Source organism: Desulfovibrio sp. (genome assembly GCF_014803725.1).
Classification (GTDB): Bacteria; Desulfobacterota; Desulfovibrionia; order Desulfovibrionales; family Desulfovibrionaceae; genus Desulfovibrio.
In genome coordinates this window covers 204,549-219,923 of sequence record NZ_JAAVBE010000003.1, presented here as the reverse complement: position 1 = coordinate 219,923, position 15,375 = coordinate 204,549, and the positions used below count along the sequence as shown (strand labels likewise).

At 66.1% G+C, this 15,375-nt stretch carries 28 protein-coding genes; 25 read left to right on the top strand and 3 right to left on the bottom strand.

From position 1 onward, the window contains the following. The coding region (locus tag HDR50_RS01380; RefSeq protein ID WP_291355284.1) for a hypothetical protein at window positions 1-238 on the bottom strand (238 nt) is incomplete at its 3' end. On the opposite strand from HDR50_RS01380, the gene HDR50_RS01375 reads away from it, so the two are divergent. Then, window positions 237-623, top strand: a complete 387-nt coding sequence (locus tag HDR50_RS01375) for a DUF805 domain-containing protein (protein WP_291355282.1) — start codon at window positions 237-239, stop codon at window positions 621-623. The genes HDR50_RS01380 and HDR50_RS01375 overlap by 2 nt on opposite strands. Window positions 624-637: 14 nt before the next feature. Here the strand turns inward: HDR50_RS01375 and yjgA are convergent, their stop codons facing one another. Both yjgA and HDR50_RS01365 read right to left on the bottom strand, forming a co-directional pair. After that, complete coding sequence (yjgA, locus tag HDR50_RS01370) at window positions 638-1,192, bottom strand: ribosome biogenesis factor YjgA (RefSeq protein WP_291355281.1); 555 nt, start codon at window positions 1,190-1,192, stop codon at window positions 638-640. 17 nt (window positions 1,193-1,209) lie between these two features. Further along, window positions 1,210-2,073, bottom strand: coding sequence for a 4-hydroxybenzoate octaprenyltransferase (locus HDR50_RS01365; protein WP_291355279.1), 864 nt, complete (start codon window positions 2,071-2,073; stop codon window positions 1,210-1,212). 405 nt (window positions 2,074-2,478) lie between these two features. Between HDR50_RS01365 and queF the strand changes: the two genes are divergently transcribed. The 24 genes from queF to rplO all read left to right on the top strand — a co-directional run bounded on the left by queF (window position 2,479) and on the right by rplO (window position 15,221). Beyond that, the gene (gene queF, locus HDR50_RS01360) at window positions 2,479-3,024 is read left to right on the top strand and encodes a preQ(1) synthase (RefSeq protein WP_291355277.1); all 546 of its coding nucleotides are present in this window, start codon (window positions 2,479-2,481) and stop codon (window positions 3,022-3,024) included. 140 nt (window positions 3,025-3,164) lie between these two features. Next, window positions 3,165-4,238, top strand: coding sequence for a hypothetical protein (locus tag HDR50_RS01355; RefSeq protein ID WP_291355275.1), 1,074 nt, complete (start codon window positions 3,165-3,167; stop codon window positions 4,236-4,238). Beyond that, on the top strand, window positions 4,238-5,626 hold the full coding sequence (gene ftsY / locus HDR50_RS01350) for a signal recognition particle-docking protein FtsY (protein WP_291355273.1): 1,389 nt from the start codon (window positions 4,238-4,240) through the stop codon (window positions 5,624-5,626). The genes HDR50_RS01355 and ftsY overlap by 1 nt, the downstream gene beginning before the upstream one ends. 554 nt (window positions 5,627-6,180) lie before the next feature. Continuing rightward, window positions 6,181-6,498 carry a 30S ribosomal protein S10 gene (rpsJ, locus tag HDR50_RS01345; protein ID WP_006008400.1) on the top strand — a complete coding sequence of 106 codons (318 nt, stop codon included), beginning with the start codon at window positions 6,181-6,183 and terminating at the stop codon, window positions 6,496-6,498. 12 nt (window positions 6,499-6,510) lie between these two features. Beyond that, complete coding sequence (gene rplC, locus HDR50_RS01340; protein WP_291355272.1) at window positions 6,511-7,140, top strand: 50S ribosomal protein L3; 630 nt, start codon at window positions 6,511-6,513, stop codon at window positions 7,138-7,140. A 9-nt stretch (window positions 7,141-7,149) separates the two neighbouring features. Beyond that, a complete protein-coding gene (gene rplD, locus HDR50_RS01335) occupies window positions 7,150-7,779 on the top strand; it encodes a 50S ribosomal protein L4 (protein WP_291355271.1) in 630 nt (209 codons plus the stop codon). A gap of 1 nt (window position 7,780) precedes the next feature. Then, entirely contained in the window at window positions 7,781-8,071 is a 291-nt protein-coding gene (gene rplW / locus HDR50_RS01330) for a 50S ribosomal protein L23 (RefSeq protein WP_165075521.1), read from the top strand. A gap of 2 nt (window positions 8,072-8,073) precedes the next feature. Then, window positions 8,074-8,922, top strand: coding sequence for a 50S ribosomal protein L2 (gene rplB, locus HDR50_RS01325; protein ID WP_291355270.1), 849 nt, complete (start codon window positions 8,074-8,076; stop codon window positions 8,920-8,922). A 9-nt stretch (window positions 8,923-8,931) separates the two neighbouring features. Continuing rightward, the gene (rpsS, locus tag HDR50_RS01320; RefSeq protein ID WP_291355268.1) at window positions 8,932-9,216 is read left to right on the top strand and encodes a 30S ribosomal protein S19; all 285 of its coding nucleotides are present in this window, start codon (window positions 8,932-8,934) and stop codon (window positions 9,214-9,216) included. Between the two features lie 9 nt (window positions 9,217-9,225). After that, on the top strand, window positions 9,226-9,564 hold the full coding sequence (gene rplV, locus HDR50_RS01315; RefSeq protein ID WP_165075531.1) for a 50S ribosomal protein L22: 339 nt from the start codon (window positions 9,226-9,228) through the stop codon (window positions 9,562-9,564). Between the two features lie 3 nt (window positions 9,565-9,567). Further along, the gene (gene rpsC, locus HDR50_RS01310) at window positions 9,568-10,209 is read left to right on the top strand and encodes a 30S ribosomal protein S3 (protein WP_291355266.1); all 642 of its coding nucleotides are present in this window, start codon (window positions 9,568-9,570) and stop codon (window positions 10,207-10,209) included. Then, window positions 10,209-10,622, top strand: a complete 414-nt coding sequence (gene rplP / locus HDR50_RS01305; protein ID WP_291355264.1) for a 50S ribosomal protein L16 — start codon at window positions 10,209-10,211, stop codon at window positions 10,620-10,622. The genes rpsC and rplP overlap by 1 nt, the downstream gene beginning before the upstream one ends. 56 nt (window positions 10,623-10,678) lie before the next feature. Continuing rightward, window positions 10,679-10,849: a 50S ribosomal protein L29 gene (gene rpmC, locus HDR50_RS01300; RefSeq protein WP_291355289.1), complete on the top strand. Its 171-nt coding sequence runs from the start codon at window positions 10,679-10,681 to the stop codon at window positions 10,847-10,849. Between the two features lie 2 nt (window positions 10,850-10,851). Beyond that, window positions 10,852-11,115, top strand: a complete 264-nt coding sequence (gene rpsQ, locus HDR50_RS01295; RefSeq protein ID WP_291355262.1) for a 30S ribosomal protein S17 — start codon at window positions 10,852-10,854, stop codon at window positions 11,113-11,115. Window positions 11,116-11,124: 9 nt separating this feature from the next. Continuing rightward, window positions 11,125-11,493 carry a 50S ribosomal protein L14 gene (gene rplN, locus HDR50_RS01290; protein WP_008685833.1) on the top strand — a complete coding sequence of 123 codons (369 nt, stop codon included), beginning with the start codon at window positions 11,125-11,127 and terminating at the stop codon, window positions 11,491-11,493. A 9-nt stretch (window positions 11,494-11,502) separates the two neighbouring features. Further along, a complete protein-coding gene (rplX, locus tag HDR50_RS01285; RefSeq protein WP_165075592.1) occupies window positions 11,503-11,841 on the top strand; it encodes a 50S ribosomal protein L24 in 339 nt (112 codons plus the stop codon). A gap of 9 nt (window positions 11,842-11,850) precedes the next feature. Then, window positions 11,851-12,390 carry a 50S ribosomal protein L5 gene (gene rplE / locus HDR50_RS01280; protein WP_291355260.1) on the top strand — a complete coding sequence of 180 codons (540 nt, stop codon included), beginning with the start codon at window positions 11,851-11,853 and terminating at the stop codon, window positions 12,388-12,390. Between the two features lie 9 nt (window positions 12,391-12,399). Next, window positions 12,400-12,585, top strand: coding sequence for a type Z 30S ribosomal protein S14 (locus tag HDR50_RS01275; RefSeq protein ID WP_165075598.1), 186 nt, complete (start codon window positions 12,400-12,402; stop codon window positions 12,583-12,585). A 103-nt stretch (window positions 12,586-12,688) separates the two neighbouring features. Further along, window positions 12,689-13,069 (top strand): 30S ribosomal protein S8, encoded by a 381-nt coding sequence (gene rpsH, locus HDR50_RS01270; protein ID WP_291355257.1) that lies wholly within the window; start codon window positions 12,689-12,691, stop codon window positions 13,067-13,069. A 10-nt stretch (window positions 13,070-13,079) separates the two neighbouring features. Next, window positions 13,080-13,619 carry a 50S ribosomal protein L6 gene (gene rplF / locus HDR50_RS01265; protein WP_291355255.1) on the top strand — a complete coding sequence of 180 codons (540 nt, stop codon included), beginning with the start codon at window positions 13,080-13,082 and terminating at the stop codon, window positions 13,617-13,619. 9 nt (window positions 13,620-13,628) lie between these two features. Further along, window positions 13,629-13,988 (top strand): 50S ribosomal protein L18, encoded by a 360-nt coding sequence (rplR, locus tag HDR50_RS01260; RefSeq protein ID WP_291355253.1) that lies wholly within the window; start codon window positions 13,629-13,631, stop codon window positions 13,986-13,988. A 1-nt stretch (window position 13,989) separates the two neighbouring features. Continuing rightward, window positions 13,990-14,511, top strand: coding sequence for a 30S ribosomal protein S5 (gene rpsE, locus HDR50_RS01255; protein WP_291355251.1), 522 nt, complete (start codon window positions 13,990-13,992; stop codon window positions 14,509-14,511). 2 nt (window positions 14,512-14,513) lie between these two features. Beyond that, entirely contained in the window at window positions 14,514-14,690 is a 177-nt protein-coding gene (gene rpmD / locus HDR50_RS01250; protein ID WP_291354876.1) for a 50S ribosomal protein L30, read from the top strand. Between the two features lie 21 nt (window positions 14,691-14,711). Continuing rightward, window positions 14,712-15,221: a 50S ribosomal protein L15 gene (gene rplO / locus HDR50_RS01245; RefSeq protein ID WP_291355249.1), complete on the top strand. Its 510-nt coding sequence runs from the start codon at window positions 14,712-14,714 to the stop codon at window positions 15,219-15,221. Window positions 15,222-15,375: the final 154 nt, after the last annotated feature.

The following is a 15,375-nucleotide window of genomic DNA, read 5'->3' as shown; positions in this document are numbered from 1 at the left end:
GGAAGAATCCTAAAAAATAAGATTTTTCGGCGCTGGCAAGGAAGATAAAAATTTCCGAAGGGAGTGTACTTAAGTACTCGACCGAGGAAATTTTTCTCTGACGCAGCCAGCGCCGAAAAGGCTGTTTTTGACGGATAATTTCGGCATTACAGATGCAGCACAGGCGCACCACCAACTCAAAAGTATAACAAAGCCAAGCAGAAAGTCCGACACGGACATTTACAAGGAGACCAGCCATGACTGTGCGCGATGTCCTTTCCAGCTGCATCTTCCGCAAGTATGCCAAGGGCGCCGGGCGCGCGTCGCGCGGCGAATTCTTCGTCTATTTCGCCTTCTACTTCCTCTTCTGCACGCTCTGGAGCCTCGGCATCCTGGGCCTTATCCGCGCGGCCGGCGACATCAATTTGCTCGACTTCGTCCTGAGCTATGTGCCCTTCATCTTCCTGCCGCCCATGCTGGCCGTGAGCGTGCGCCGGCTGCACGATTCCGGCCGCTCTGGCTGGTTCGTGCTCCTGCTCTTCGTGCCGCTCATCAACCTCTTCTGCATGGCGCTGCTCTGCCTGCCGGGCACCCCGGGGCCCAACCGCTACGGGCCGCAGCCCGAGGGCGTGCGCCTCGGCTGACGCCTGGCGCGGGCCTAGTCCCCGCCGCCGGCGAGTGCGGCCGCGAGCACGCGGAAAAGCACGCGCGCGGCGCGCGGCGAGGTGTCGCCCCGTGCGCGGGCGGCTCGTGCGGCGTCCACGGCGCGGAGAAGTTCCGCCTCCGCCTCGGCGGAAGCCGGGGCCGTGCCTTGCCTGAATTCCTCCAGCAGCGCCGGCACGTCGGCTGCCGGCGCTTCCAGCAGTCGCGCCCGCCACGCCTCTGCCGCGTGAAAGCGCGCCACCTCGGCGGCGTCCCGCGCCTGGCGCCCGGCCATGGCCCGGCGCAGCGGCTCCTCGTCCACATCGCGCATGAGGCGCCCGATATACTGCTCCTGCCGGCGCCGGCCCTCGCGGTCGGTGAGGCGGTCGAGCAGGTCCATGGCCTCGGCGAGCTCGGGCGGGAGCGGCAGGGCCGCACGTTCGGCGGCGGTGAGGCGCGCGATCTCGAGGCCCAGGGCCTGGCGCGCGTGGCTGCCCCGCTTGTTGGCGGAGCGACTGGGCTTTTCCGGGCGGTCGCCGTCCGGCGAGGGGGAGGAGCGCTTGCGCGGCATGAGGCCTCCTTTGCGGTTCAGAAACAGAGCCCGAGGATGACGCCGACGAGCACCACCGGCGAGATGATCCCGTTCAGCGTGAAAAAGGCCATGTTGATGTGCGTGAGGTCATCGGGCTGCACGAGCCTGTGCTCCCACACGAGCAGGGCGCCGATGCCGGCGCAGATGGCGTACCACGGCCAGCCGAGCCCGGCCGCGAGGCCCGTGAGCGCGAGAAAGATGACCGTCATGACATGCGAGAAGCCGGCCAGCGCCAGGGCCGTCTGCGGGCCAAAATCGGCCGGGATGGAGTGCAGCCCCTGGGCGAGGTCGCAGTCGAGATCCTGGAAGGCGTAATAGATGTCAAAGGCGCCCACCCAGAAGGTCACGGCGAAAAAGAGCAGCACCGGCGCGAGGCTCATGCTTGAAGGGTCCACGGCGATCCAGCCGGCCAGCGGCGCGAGGCCCAGGGTGGCGCCCAGCCAGTAGTGGCAGAGCGGCGACACGCGCTTCAAGAGGCTGTAGGCCCCGGCGAAGAGCAGGGCCGGCACGGAGAGCCACAGGCTCAGGGTGTTCATGGCCGCGCAGGCGGCGATGAAGATGGCGGCCATGACGCCGCAGAAGGCCCAGGCCTGGCCCATGCTGATGGCGCCGGTGACGAGCGGGCGCCCCTTGGTGCGCGGGTTTTCGGCGTCGATGGCAACGTCCGCGATGCGGTTGAAGGTCATGGCGAAGGAGCGCACGGCCACCATGGCCACGGTGAGCAGCACGAGGGCGCGCCACGGCGGCAGCCCGCGCGCGGCCAGCACGGCCCCGGCCCAGGCATAGGGCAGGGCGAAGACGGAATGCTCGATCTTGATCATCCGGCAGATGTCGCCGAAATGGCCGAAACTGATGCGCATGGCTCGCTCCGCGGAAAGGCCGGCCCCGCGCCCGGCATTGGACGCGGCGGCCGTAATGGCGTAGAACGGCCATCATAACGCGGCGGGCGCCGGCTTACAAGCTGGCTGAGATGGTGAATGGGTTGGGAGATATTCTACGGCAAAGGCCCTCCTCCACCTTCCGTCTGGAGCGGAGCGGAAGACGGGTGCTGGTGCCGGAAGAATCCTAAAAAATAAGATTTTTTGCTGCTGGCTAGGAAGATAAAAATTTTCGCAGGGAGTGTACTCAAGTACTCGACCAAGAAAATTTTTCTCTGACGCAGCCAGCAGCAAAAAGGCTGTTTTTGACGGATAATTTCGGCGTTACCCACGCCGCACAACAAGACCACCCACGCAAAAGTATCACAAAGTCAAAAAGGAACATCCATGCCACACCATGACCGGCCGGCCCCGGAATCAGCGTCCACCGACACACCCAAGGCCCCCCGTGACGACGTGAGCGGGCTCAGCCTGCTCGGGGGCGGCTCCCTGCCCCCCGTGAGCGGGGGCCCCAGCGCCGCCCTGCTTGAGGCCTTCCCCAACCGCTATCCTCACCGGCCCTATGTGGTCAGCATCACCTTTCCCGAGTTCACGTCCCTCTGTCCCGTGACCGGCCAGCCCGACTTCGGCACCATCAGCGTGGAATACGTGCCGGACGCCCTGTGCGTGGAGTCCAAGAGTTTCAAGCTCTACATGTTCGCCTTCCGCAATCACCAGTCCTTCATGGAGAGCATCACCAACACCGTCCTTGAAGACCTCGTGGCCGTGCTCGCCCCGGCCTGGTGCCGGGTGAAGGGGCTTTTCGTGCCGCGCGGGGGCACCCGCATCCACGTTTTCGCAGAGGAATTCAAGCCCCTCCCGCCGGCGAAGGACGCCGCCGTGCGCGCCGTGGTGGCCGCGTGGCGCGCCGAGCAGGACCCGCACCGGCCCTGACATGGGGCGGGGGGCCGGGACGGCGCAAAGGCTTGCGCGCCGCGCCCGGCTAAGGCATAGTCAGGGGCGCCCGGCGCCGGGCCCTGCGGAAAAGCCCGCGGGGGCCCCCTGCCGGCAAGCGGAGCCGAATCGGAACACATATGCCCACGTCCAGGAACTCCTCACCGCATGCGCCGCGCATCTCGCGCACGGCCAGGCGCGGCGCCGCCCTCCTTGTCTGGGGCGCGGGCATCGCGCTGCTCTTCGTGCTGGGCCTGTGGAACCTGGAGAGCAGCCGCCGCGACGCGGAAAACCGCCTCAGCGCCGAGGCCGGCCGCATGGCCGCGCAGCTCGCCACCCTGCTGGCACTGCCCGCGTGGGATCTGGACGAGATCACCGCGCGCACCATCGTCATGGGCGCCATGGAGGACGAACGCCTCTACGCCATCAAGGTGGAGACGCGCCAGGGCATGCTCGAGGGCCAGCGCCGCAACTATCTCTGGGAGCCGGTGCCCTGGGACGACGAGCTCTCCGAGGATTGCGTCCAGGGCATGAACCCCCTCAAGGTGGAGGGCCAGACCGTGGGCTCGGTGGAGGTGTGGCTCTCGCCGCGCCTCATGGGCGAGGAGGAGGCGCAGCTTTTGGCGCGGGAGCGCTGGCGCTTCGGCCTCGCGGCCGGCATCTGGACGCTGGCGCTTTTGCTCCTGCTCTGGCTGTGGGGCGACCTCGCGGCCCTCAGGCGCCTCATCGGGCGCATCGGGAACCCACCGGGCGCCCCGGGCCCTGACGCCAAGGCGCCCCCGGAACCCGTGGTGCTCGGTCTCGCGCCCCGCGCTCCCGAAGAGGGCGGGGAGGAGGCCGCGCCCGGGGTTCCGGCCGCAACGGCGCCCCCCGTGGACCGCGACCAGGGGCGGCGCTTCCAGCGCAAGAATCCCGACACCTGGCGCGTGACCGCCGGCCTGTTCCGCCAGACCTTCGCCCGCGCGCCGGCGCTCATGCAACGCCTCTATGCGGACGGCGAGACCGCGGGCCTCTGCCATCTCGGGCGCATGCTGGAGCAGGCAGCGCCCTGCCTGGGCGCTGCGCGCCTCACCGAGGCCGCCCGCAACATGCAGGCGGCGCTCAATGACCCGGACTGCGAAACGCGGGCCCTGCCCGTGGAGGAATGCGCGCGGGCACTGGAAGAAGTGCTGGCGGCGCTGGAGGGCGCCCGCAAGGGACAAGGGGGCCAGTGATGGGCTTTTTCTCCAAGGTACGACACCTCTTTTCCGGCCAGGACAAGGCCGCTGACGCGCCCGGAGCACCGCTTGCCGCGGAGGGCGCGGCCCGGCAGCTGGCGGACGACGGCGCTGAAGCCCCTGCGTCGGGAGCGGGAGCTGCCCCGGCGGCAAGTGGCGCTGCCGGCGACGCCGCCCTTGTGCTGCGGCTGCGCGAGGCCGAGCCCCGGCTCTCGGCGTGGCTCGCCGTCATCCTTGACGGCGTGGACAGCGCCGGGGACGAGCTTTGGCGCAGGCTCGGCGTATTGCTCGGCGCGCTGGAGACGCCACCTGCGGAGGCGGAGGCCTTCATCGCCGATTTCCGCTCCTGGCTCACGCGCATGGAATACCGCCATGTGGAGGAGTTCCGCTCCGAGCTCCAGTACCGCCTCGCCCTGGCCCTCGACCTGGAGGACGAGGAGGACGAGCGCAACCGNCTCTTCNTCAAGNTCANNNAGGGGCTGGCGCGCACGCGCGAGCAGTTCGCNCGNCGNCTGGACGGNCTNTTCGCNAGNCACGGNGAGCTCAACGACGCCTTCTGGGAAGAGCTGGAGGAGCTNTTCATCACCGCGGACCTCGGCTTCGAGACCNCGCTNGANATGNNCTCGCGCCTNNGNGAGCGCGCCCGNCGNGAAAANGTNACNNNNACGGCCGGGGTGCGNCCGCTGCTCCTCGCCGAGCTGGAGGAGCTNTTCCGCCAGCCGCGCCGCATCGCCGCNNTNAACGCGCCNGANGTGGTGCTCATGGTGGGCGTCAACGGCGTGGGCAAGACCACCACCATCGGCAAGCTGGCGCACCGCGCGCGCATGCAGGGCAAGAAGGTGCTCATCGCCGCGGCCGACACCTTCCGCGCGGCNGCCGTGGAACAGCTCGAAACCTGGGCGAAGCGCGCGGGCGCGGAGTTCCACTCCGGCGCGCAGGGGGCGGACCCGGCCTCGGTGGCCTGGCAGGCCATGGACCGCGCCGTGAAGGAGGGCTTCGACATCCTCTTTGTGGACACGGCCGGCCGGCTCCAGACCAAGGTCAACCTCATGGAGGAGCTCGGCAAGATCCGCCAGGTGCTCGGCAAGAAGCATCCCGGCGCGCCGCACCGCTGCGTGCTCGTGCTGGACGCCACCACCGGGCAGAACGCGCTCTCGCAGGCGCATTTATTTAAGGAAGCAGCCGGCGCGGACGAGCTCATCCTCACCAAGCTGGACGGCACGGCCAAGGGCGGCGTGGCCATCGCCGTGGCCCTGCGTGAGGGGCTCCCCATCACCTATGTGGGGCTTGGCGAGAAGATGGAGGACCTCAGGCCCTTTGACGGCGACGCCTTTGCCCGCGCGCTTCTGGGCGAGCCCGAGGCGGAGGGGGAAGCCGNGAAGTGAGCGCCGGCGGGAAAAATTTTTGAAATTTCTTGACGGCCGGGGGACTATCCGCTANAACCTCTCCCGTCCCACAACTGTGAGACGATCCCTGGACGGCAGGGAAGGGCAGGTCGAGCCTGTCCTGCTGCGCCCGGACGGAGCGGAAACGCCGCGCGCCGGGCTTTGACATTCGCAGGCGTTGCCAGATGCCGCATAATGTCGAGCCGTTCCAGCCCAGTGACGGAGCCAGTGCGAGTTTCGCGCCGCAAGGCGCGCCGCGCGACCGGGGCTGTAAGGAAAGGGGGAAAACCCCCGTTTGGCGACCCTGCGGGTCCCGCCAGCCGCCGCTTTCCGGCGGCATGACCGGGCCGCGTCAGGGGCTTCCCGCGAGATTTCGCGTGGCTGTGACGCGCGCCCGGCGCCCGTTTTCTCCCACGCACCCGGCCNTNAAAGGCCCTTTTTGCAGGAAGCGCCCCCATATCGTCAGGGGTGTCGAGGCTTTGCGGCCGCATATGCGGCCGCGCCGGGATTCCGCCATTGCGCGGCCCGGTTTTTTTGCAAATGGAGTAGGCATAATGACGACTGTCAGCAGCGATCGCATCCGGATCAAGCTCAAGGCCTACGATTACCGCATCCTCGACAAGGCCGTTGCGGAAATCGTGGACACGGCGCGCAATACCGGCGCGGGCGTGGCCGGGCCCATCCCCCTGCCCACCAATATCCACAAGTACACCATCCAGCGGTCGGTGCATGTGGACAAGAAGTCCCGCGAGCAGTTCGAGATGCGCATCCACAAGCGCCTCATGGATATTCTGGAACCCACGCAGCAGACCGTCGATGCGCTTGGCAAGCTCTCCTTGCCCGCTGGCGTGGATGTGGAAATCAAGCTCTAGCGAGAGGCAGCCATGGCTGAGAAATTGGGAATCCTGGGTCGCAAGCTGGGCATGACCCGCATCTTCGCCGGGGACGGCGCGGCTGTCGCCGTCACGGTCATCGAGGCCGGGCCCTGCCCCGTCACCCAGGTCAAGTCTGAAGCGAAGGACGGCTACAACGCCCTCCAGATCGCCTTTGAGAAGTCCAAGGCCAAGCATGTGACCAAGCCCATGCAGGGCCACTTCGCCAAGGCCGACGCCGGCCTGTTCCGCGAGACCCGCGAGCTNCGCCTTCAGGGCGCGCCCGAGCACAAGCTCGGCGACGAGCTCACCGTGGAGATGTTCGCCCCGGGCGATGTNGTCAAGGTGACGGGCAAGAGCCTCGGCAAGGGCTANCAGGGCCGGATGCGCCGCTGGAACTTTGCNGGCTCCAAGGATACGCACGGCTGCGAAAAGGTGCATCGCAACAACGGCTCCATCGGCAACAACACCTTCCCCGGCCATGTGTTCAAGGGCCGCAAGATGGCGGGCCACTGGGGCGATGAAACCGTGACGGAGATGGGCCTTCAGATCGTCGGCGTGCGCCCCGAGGACAATGTCATCCTCGTCAAGGGTTNCGTGCCCGGCCCCAAGAACGGCCTCGTCCTGGTCCGCAAGCAGTAGGGGAGCGACATGGCTACCGTGAAAGTATATGACCAGAACAAGCAGGAGTGCGGCGAAGTGACGCTGGCCCCTGAAGTGTTCGAGATCGAGCCCAGGCCGGAGATCCTCCACTTCGTGGTGCGCGGCCAGCTCGCCGCGAGGCGCGCGGGCACGCACATGGCCAAGACCCGCGCCTATGTCTCCGGCGGCGGCGTCAAGCCCTGGAAGCAGAAGGGCACGGGCCGCGCCCGCGCCGGCTCCAACCGCTCGCCCGTGTGGCGCGGCGGCGCCATCGTGTTCGGGCCCACGCCCCGCGACTACAGCTTCAAGGTCAACCGCAAGGTCCGCGAGCTCGCGCTGCGCATGGCGCTTTCGAGCCGCCTCGCCGACAAGGGCCTGATGGTGGTCAAGAACATCGAGATCGCCGAGCCCAAGACCAAGCTCTTCGCGGGCGTCGCCAAGACCCTCGGGCTTGGGAAGGCGCTCATCGTGGCCCCCGAAGTCAATGAAACCCTGATCCGCTCCTCGCGCAACATTCCCGGCATCAACTTCACCACGCCCGACCAGCTGAGCGTGCTGGAGATCCTGCGGCACAAGCAGCTTGTGCTGCTNGAAGGGGCCGTGGAGCCGGTTGAGGCGCGTTTTGCCAAGGGAGAGTAAGATGGACCTGACCACTGTTCTCCTCAAGCCCCTGCTCACGGAAAAAACGACCATGCTCAAGGACGAGGCCAACCAGGTGGCCTTCTACGTCCATCCGCAGGCGAGCAAGATCGAGATCGAGAAGGCCGTGGAAAAGGCCTTCGACGTCCATGTCACGGCGGTCAACATCGTGCGCCGCGCGCCCCGCAACAGGAAGCGCCAGGGCCGCGTCATCGGCCGCAAGCCCGGCTGGAAGAAGGCGTATGTGACGCTGGCCGAGGGCGATAAAATCGAGTTCTTCGAGGGGGTGTAGTCATGGCTGTCCGCAAGCTGAAACCNACTTCTGCGGGCCGCCGCTTCCAGACGGTTTCCGATTTTGAGGAAATCACGAGGACCACGCCCGAGAAGTCGCTCACCGAGGGCCTGCCCAAGAAGGCCGGCCGCAACAACAACGGCCGCGTCACCAGCCGCCGCCGGGGCGGGGGCGTCAAGCGCCTCTACCGCATCATCGACTTCAAGCGCAACAAGATCGGCATCCCGGCCACGGTCGCCGAAATCGAGTATGACCCCAACCGCACCGCGCGCATCGCGCTTCTGCACTATGCCGACGGCGAGAAGCGCTATATCCTGGCGCCCGTGGGCCTGAAGCAGGGCGATGTGGTCATGAGCGGCGTGGACAGCCGCACCGGCCAGGTGGCGGACATCAAGCCGGGCAACGCCCTTGAGATGGCCCGCATCCCCGTGGGCACGGTGCTCCACAATATCGAGCTCTCGCCCGGCAAGGGCGGCCAGCTCTGCCGCTCNGCCGGCACCTANGCCCAGCTCGTGGCGAAAGAAGGCAAGTACGCCCTTTTGCGCCTGCCCTCGGGCGAAGTGCGCCGGGTGCTCGCCTCCTGCACGGCCACGGTGGGCCAGGTGGGCAATATCTCGCANGAGAACATTTCGCTGGGCAAGGCCGGGCGCAACCGCTGGCTCGGGCGGCGNCCGCAGGTGCGCGGCGTGGCCATGAACCCCATCGACCATCCGCTCGGCGGCGGCGAGGGCAGAAGCTCCGGCGGCCGGCATCCCGTGTCCCCCTGGGGCATGCCCGCCAAGGGTTACAAGACCCGCGACAAGAAGAAGCCCTCCTCGCGGCTCATCGTCAAGCGCCGCGGCCAGAAGTAGGAGTAGACCATGCCCAGATCTTTGAAAAAAGGGCCGTTCGTGGACGGCCACCTGCTCAAGAAGGTCGATACCGCGGTGGCCAACAACGACCGCCGGGTGCTCAAGACCTGGTCGCGCCGCTCGACCATCCTGCCCGAAATGGTGGGGCTGACCTTTGCGGTGCACAANGGCAAGAAGTTCGTGCCTGTCTTTGTCACCGAAAACATGGTCGGGCACAAGCTGGGCGANTTCTCGCCCACGCGCACCTTCCACGGCCATGCCGCCGACAAGAAAGCCAAGGCCGGCAAGAAGTAGGGTAGGGATATGGAATCGAGAGCCATTGCGAAATACCAGCGCGTCTCGCCGCGCAAGGCCCGCCTTGTCGCCCGGAACGTCCAGGGCCTGGGGGTGGAGGAGGCCATGAACCTCCTGCGCTTCACGCCCAACAAGCCCGCGGGCATCATCTACGGCGTGGTCAAGAGCGCCCTTGCCAACGCCTCCCAGCTCGGGGGCGTGGATGTGGACGCCATGGTGGTGAAGGAAGTGCTGGTCAACGAAGGGCCCACCTGGAAGCGCTTCATGCCCCGCGCCCAGGGCCGCGCCAGCAAGATCCACAAGCGCACGAGCCACATCACCGTCATACTCCAAGAAGGCAAGGAATAGGCTATGGGCCAGAAAGTACATCCGTTCGGCTTCCGGCTTGGGTACAACAAGAACTGGCAGTCCCGCTGGTTCAGCAAGAAGGAATACCCGGCCTTCGTCCAGGAGGACCACAAGATCCGCGCCTTCGTGAAGAAGCTCCTCTACCATGCGGGGCTCTCCAAGATCGAGATCGAGCGGGCGGGCGGCAAGGTGCGCCTCATCCTTTCCACGGCGAGGCCCGGCATCGTCATCGGCCGCAAGGGCGTGGANATCGAGAAGCTGCGCACCGACCTGCGCCAGAAGTTCGGCCGCGAGTTTTCGCTGGAAGTCAACGAGATCCGCCGCCCCGAAATCGACGCGCAGCTGGTGGCCGAGAACATCGCCCAGCAGCTTGAGCGCCGCGTGGCCTTCCGCCGCGCCATGAAGCGCACGGTCTCCATGGCCCGCAAGTTCGGCGCCGAGGGCATCAAGGTCACCTGCTCCGGGCGTCTCGCCGGGGCGGANATCGCCCGCACCGAATGGTACCGCGACGGCCGCGTGCCCTTGCAGACCCTGCGCGCCGACATTGACTTCGGCTTTGCCGAGGCGCACACCACCTATGGCATCATCGGCGTCAAGGTGTGGGTCTATAAGGGTGAAATCCTTGACAAAGAGGTTGAACAATAATGCTTGCGCCCAAGAAAGTTAAATTCCGCAAGTGGCAGAAAGGCCGCTTGCGCGGGCTGGCGACGCGCGGCGCNTCCATCGCCTTCGGCGATATCGGCCTCAAGGCCATCCAGCACGGGCATCTTTCCAGCCAGCAGATCGAGGCCGCCCGTATCGCCATGATGCGCCACATCAAGCGCGGCGGCAAGGTCTGGATNCGCGTGTTCCCCGACCGCCCGGTGACGGCCAAGCCCCTCGAGACCCGCCAGGGCTCGGGCAAGGGCGCGCCGGTGGGCTGGTGCGCCCCGGTGAAGCCCGGCCGCGTGCTCTACGAGATCAAGGGCGTCAGCCTTGACCTCGCCCGCGAGGCGCTCACCCGCGCCGCGCACAAGCTGCCCATCAAGACCATCATCGTGGTAAGGGAGGGCATGTAATGGCTGCCAAGAAGAAAGGCGACAAGGAAGTCCGCGACGTGGCCGCCCTGCGCGCCATGGACGTGGCCGAACTGCGCGACAAGCTGGCCGACGAGCGCGAGGAGCTCATGCGCACGCGCTTCCGCCATGCGGCCGCNGCCCTTGAAAAGACCTCCGAGCTCAAGGCCCGCCGCCGNCAGGTGGCGCGCATCGCCACCATCTTGAACGAAAAGGAACAGAGGGCCTGAACATGCAAGCTCTGGAACACCGCAAGGGCAGGACGATGACCGGCATCGTGGTGAGCGACAAGAACGACAAGACCATCGTCGTGCGCGTCGAGACCCTGGTCAAGCATCCCCTGCTCAAGAAGTATGTGCGCCGCCGCAAGAAGTTCACCGCGCATGACCCCATGAACGAATGCGGCGTGGGCGACAAGGTCAAGATCGTCGAATACCGGCCCCTGTCGCGCAACAAGCGCTGGCATCTCGTCTCCATCCTCGAAAAAGCCGTGTAGGACAACGCCATGATCCAGGTAGAATCCACGCTCCAGGTCGCCGACAATTCGGGCGCCAAGAAGGTCGCCTGCATCAAGGTGCTGGGCGGCTCGCACCGCCGCTACGCCTCGGTGGGCGACATCATCATGGTNTCCGTCAAGGAGGCCATGCCCCACAGCAAGGTGAAGAAGGGCGACGTGATGAAGGCGGTCATCGTGCGCACGGCCAAGGAAGTGCGCCGCATGGATGGCAGCTACATCAAGTTCGACGGCAATGCCGCCGTGCTGCTCTCCAACCAGGGCGAGCCCGTGGGCACGCGCATTTTCGGCCCCGTGGCCCGCGAGCTGCGCGCCCAGAATTTCATGAAAATCATTTCCCTTGCGCCGGAAGTGCTCTAGGAGACCGCCATGAATATGTTTCGCATCCGCAAGGGCGACAATGTGATGGTGATCACCGGCAAGGACGCCGACAAGGACGTGCCGCGCAAGGTGCTCAAGATTTTGCGCAAGCATGGCAAGGTCCTTGTGGAGAAGGTCAACCTCGTCAAGCGGCACATGCGCGCCAATCCCTATGCCCAGCAGCCCGGCGGCATCGTGGAAAAGGAAATGCCCATCGCCATCTCCAATGTCATGGTGGTGTGCCCGGCCTGCCACAAGCCCACCCGCATCGGCTACCGCCGCATCGAGGTGGAGGGCAAGGAAAAGAAAGTGCGCTTCTGCAAGAAGTGCAACGAAGTCATGGAATAAGGTGAAACGATGACACGCCTTGAAAAGATATATCAGGAGAAGGTGGTCCCGGAGCTGCAGAAGGAGTTCAATTACACCTCCCCCATGCAGCTTCCCGGGATCGAGAAGATCTCCCTGAACATCGGCCTTGGCGCCGCCACGCAGAACAACAAGCTCATGGAAGAGGCCGTGGACGAGCTCTCCGCCATCGCGGGCCAGAAGGCCGTGATCACGCGCGCCAAGAAGTCCATCGCCGCCTTCAAGCTCCGCGAGGGCATGCCCATCGGCGCCCGCGTCACCCTGCGCAAGGACCGCATGTGGGACTTCCTCGACAAGCTCATGAACTTTGCNCTGCCCCGGGTGCGCGACTTCCGCGGCATCCCGGACCGCGGCTTTGACGGGCGCGGCAACTTCACGCTCGGCGTCAAGGAGCACACCATCTTCCCCGAGCTCGAGATCGACCGCGTGGAAAACCCCAAGGGCATGAACATCACCATCGTCACCTCGGCCAACACCGACAAGGAGGGCAAGTTCCTCCTCGACAAGCTGGGCATGCCCTTCCGCAAATAGGAGAATGCCATGTCCCGTACCTCGCTGGAAGTGAAGGCCCGGCGCAAGCCCAAGTTCAGCGCCCGCGCCTATAACCGCTGCCCGCTCTGCGGCCGCCCGCGCGCCTTCATGCGCCCGTTCGGCGTCTGCCGCATCTGCTTCCGCAACCTGGCCCTCAAGGGCGAACTCCCCGGGGTGCGCAAGTCCAGCTGGTAAGCCGGCGGACGAGCCTTTCCGGGCGGGAGCTTTCGCGTTTCGCGCTGCGGGAAGTGGCGGCATGGGGCCGCAAACCCCGCGGACACAACCTCAGGAGCTTTCGATGCTGACAGATCCCATTGCGGATATGCTGACGCGCATCCGCAACGCACATTTGGCCCTGCACAAGGAAGTGAATGTGCCGCGCTCGAAGATGAAGGAGGCCCTCGCCGCCATCCTCAAGCAGGAAGGTTACGTCGAAGATGTGGCCGTGGACGGCGACGTCATCACCATCACCCTCAAGTACTTGAAGGGGCGTCCCGTCATCACGGGCCTGAAGCGCGTGAGCACGCCCGGCCGGCGTGTCTATGTGAACTCGCGCCAGATTCCCAGGGTGCAGAACGGCCTNGGCATTTGCATTCTCTCCACGTCCAGCGGTGTCATGGACGGCGCTACCGCCCAGGAAAAGAAGGTGGGCGGCGAACTTCTGTGCGAAATCTGGTAGGCGGTGTCATATGTCTCGCATAGGCAAATTGCCCGTTCCCGTNCCGGCCGGCGTTGAGGTCAAGATCGGGACGGATGTTGTGGAAGTGAAGGGGCCCAAGGGCACGCTCTCGACGCCCGTNTCCCCGCTGCTCAANTATGAGCTNGCCGACGGCCACGTCACCCTGACNCGCCGCGAGGANACGCGCGAAAGCCGCGCCCAGCACGGCCTTCGCCGCACGCTGCTCGCCAACTGCATCGAGGGCGTGACCAAGGGCTTTTCCAAGGCGCTGGAGGTCATCGGCGTGGGCTACCGCGTTGCCGTCAAGGGCAATGTGGTGGAGCTCGCCGTGGGCTACTCGCACCCTGTCATCGTGGATCTCCCCGACGGCATCAAGGCCGCCGTCGAGGGGCAGGTGCTCACCCTCTCCGGGGTGGACAAGGAGCTTGTGGGCGAAACTGCCGCCCGCATCCGCCGCATCCGCAAGCCCGAACCCTACAAGGGCAAGGGCATCAAGTACGTGACCGAGACCATCCGCCGCAAGGTGGGCAAGTCCGGCGGCAAGAAGTAGGGGCTCTCTATGAACGTAAGCAAGAACGAATCCCGGCAGCGCCGCAAGATCCGCATCCGCAAAAAGGTGCGCGGCACGGCGGAACGCCCCCGGCTTGTGGTCTTCCGGTCGAACATGCATATCTACGCCCAGATCGTGAACGACCTCGACGGCGCGACCCTTGTCTCCGCCTCCACGCTCGCCCTCGNCAAGAGCGAGCCCGGCCTGCACTGCAACAAGGCCGGNGCCGAGCGCGTGGGCAAGGAGATCGCCCGCCTGGCCAAGGAAAAGAATATCAGCAAGGTGGTATTCGATCGCAACGGCTACATTTATCACGGCCGCATCAAGGCCGTGGCCGACGGCGCCCGCGAAGGCGGCCTGGAGTTCTGATATGCGTCAGGAAAACTCGAGCAACAGCGAGACCCAGCAGAACGAGCTGGGCGAAATCGAAAAGATCGTCTCCCTCAACCGCGTGGCCAAGGTGGTCAAGGGCGGCCGCCGCTTCAGCTTCAGCGCCCTCGTGGTCGTGGGCGACGGCAAGGGCGGCGTGGGCTACGGCCTCGGCAAGGCCCAGGAAGTGCCCGAAGCCCTGCGCAAGGCCACGGAGCGCGCCCGCAAGAACCGCGTGCGCATCCCCCTTCTGGAGGGCACGCTGCCCTATGAGGTGCTGGGCCGCTTCGGCGCCGGGCGCGTCATGCTGAAGCCCGCAAGCGAAGGCACGGGCATCATCGCGGGCGGCGCCGTGCGCGCGGTCATGGAGGCCGTGGGCGTGCGCGACGTGCTCGCCAAGGCCATCGGCACCAACAATCCCCACAATGTGCTGCGCGCCACCATGCAGGGCCTTGAGTCCCTGCGCAGCGCCGCCGAGGTTTCCGACCTGCGCGGCATGAAGCTCGAAGCCCCGAGGAAGTGACCATGGCCGAAATCAAAGTCAAACTTGTGCGCTCGCGCATCGGCACNACGCCCCACCAGCGCAGGATGTTGGACGCCCTTGGCCTGAAGCGCATGCAGATGGTCAAGACGTTCAAGGACACCCCGGCCATCCGGGGCATCATCGCCAAGGTTCCGCATCTTGTGGCCGTAGTGGAATAGCGGTCGCGCGAGGAGAAGACTATGCAACTGCACGATCTCTATCCCTTTCCTGAAGAGCGCAAACAGCGCCGCAGGGTGGGCCGNGGCCAGGGNTCCGGCCTCGGCGGCACTTCNGGCCGNGGNCACAAGGGCCAGAACGCCCGNTCCGGCGGCGGCGTGCGCCCCGGTTTTGAAGGCGGCCAGATGCCGCTCCAGCGCAGGCTCCCCAAGCACGGCTTCAAGAACGCCCTGTTCAAGATNCGCTANGACGTGGTGAACCTGGACACGCTGGCCGAGGCCTTCCCGGGCAAGACNGACATCACGCTGGAAGACATCTATGAGCGCNGGCTCGTCAAGGGCGGCTCCCTCGTCAAGGTGCTCTCCCGCGGCGACATCACCGCGCCCATGAANATCGAGGCCCACCGCTTCAGCCGCGCCGCCGTGGAGAAGATCCAGAAGGCCGGGGGCAAGGTGAACGAGCTTCTCGTGGAAGTGCTCACCGAGGCCCCGGAAGTGGTGGAAGAAGTTACGGAAGAAGTTGAAGCGAAATAGCCAGGGTTTCGGGATCTGACGCGCAAGGCTGCGGCATCACGGCCCCCNGGGGCTGTGATGCGCTTGCGCGTCTTGTCCCNTCTGGCGCGGCGCAGCTGTGGGCAGCTCGGCTGCGCCGGGCCGCGGCGCCCGCGGCTTTTGCTCACNGTAANGN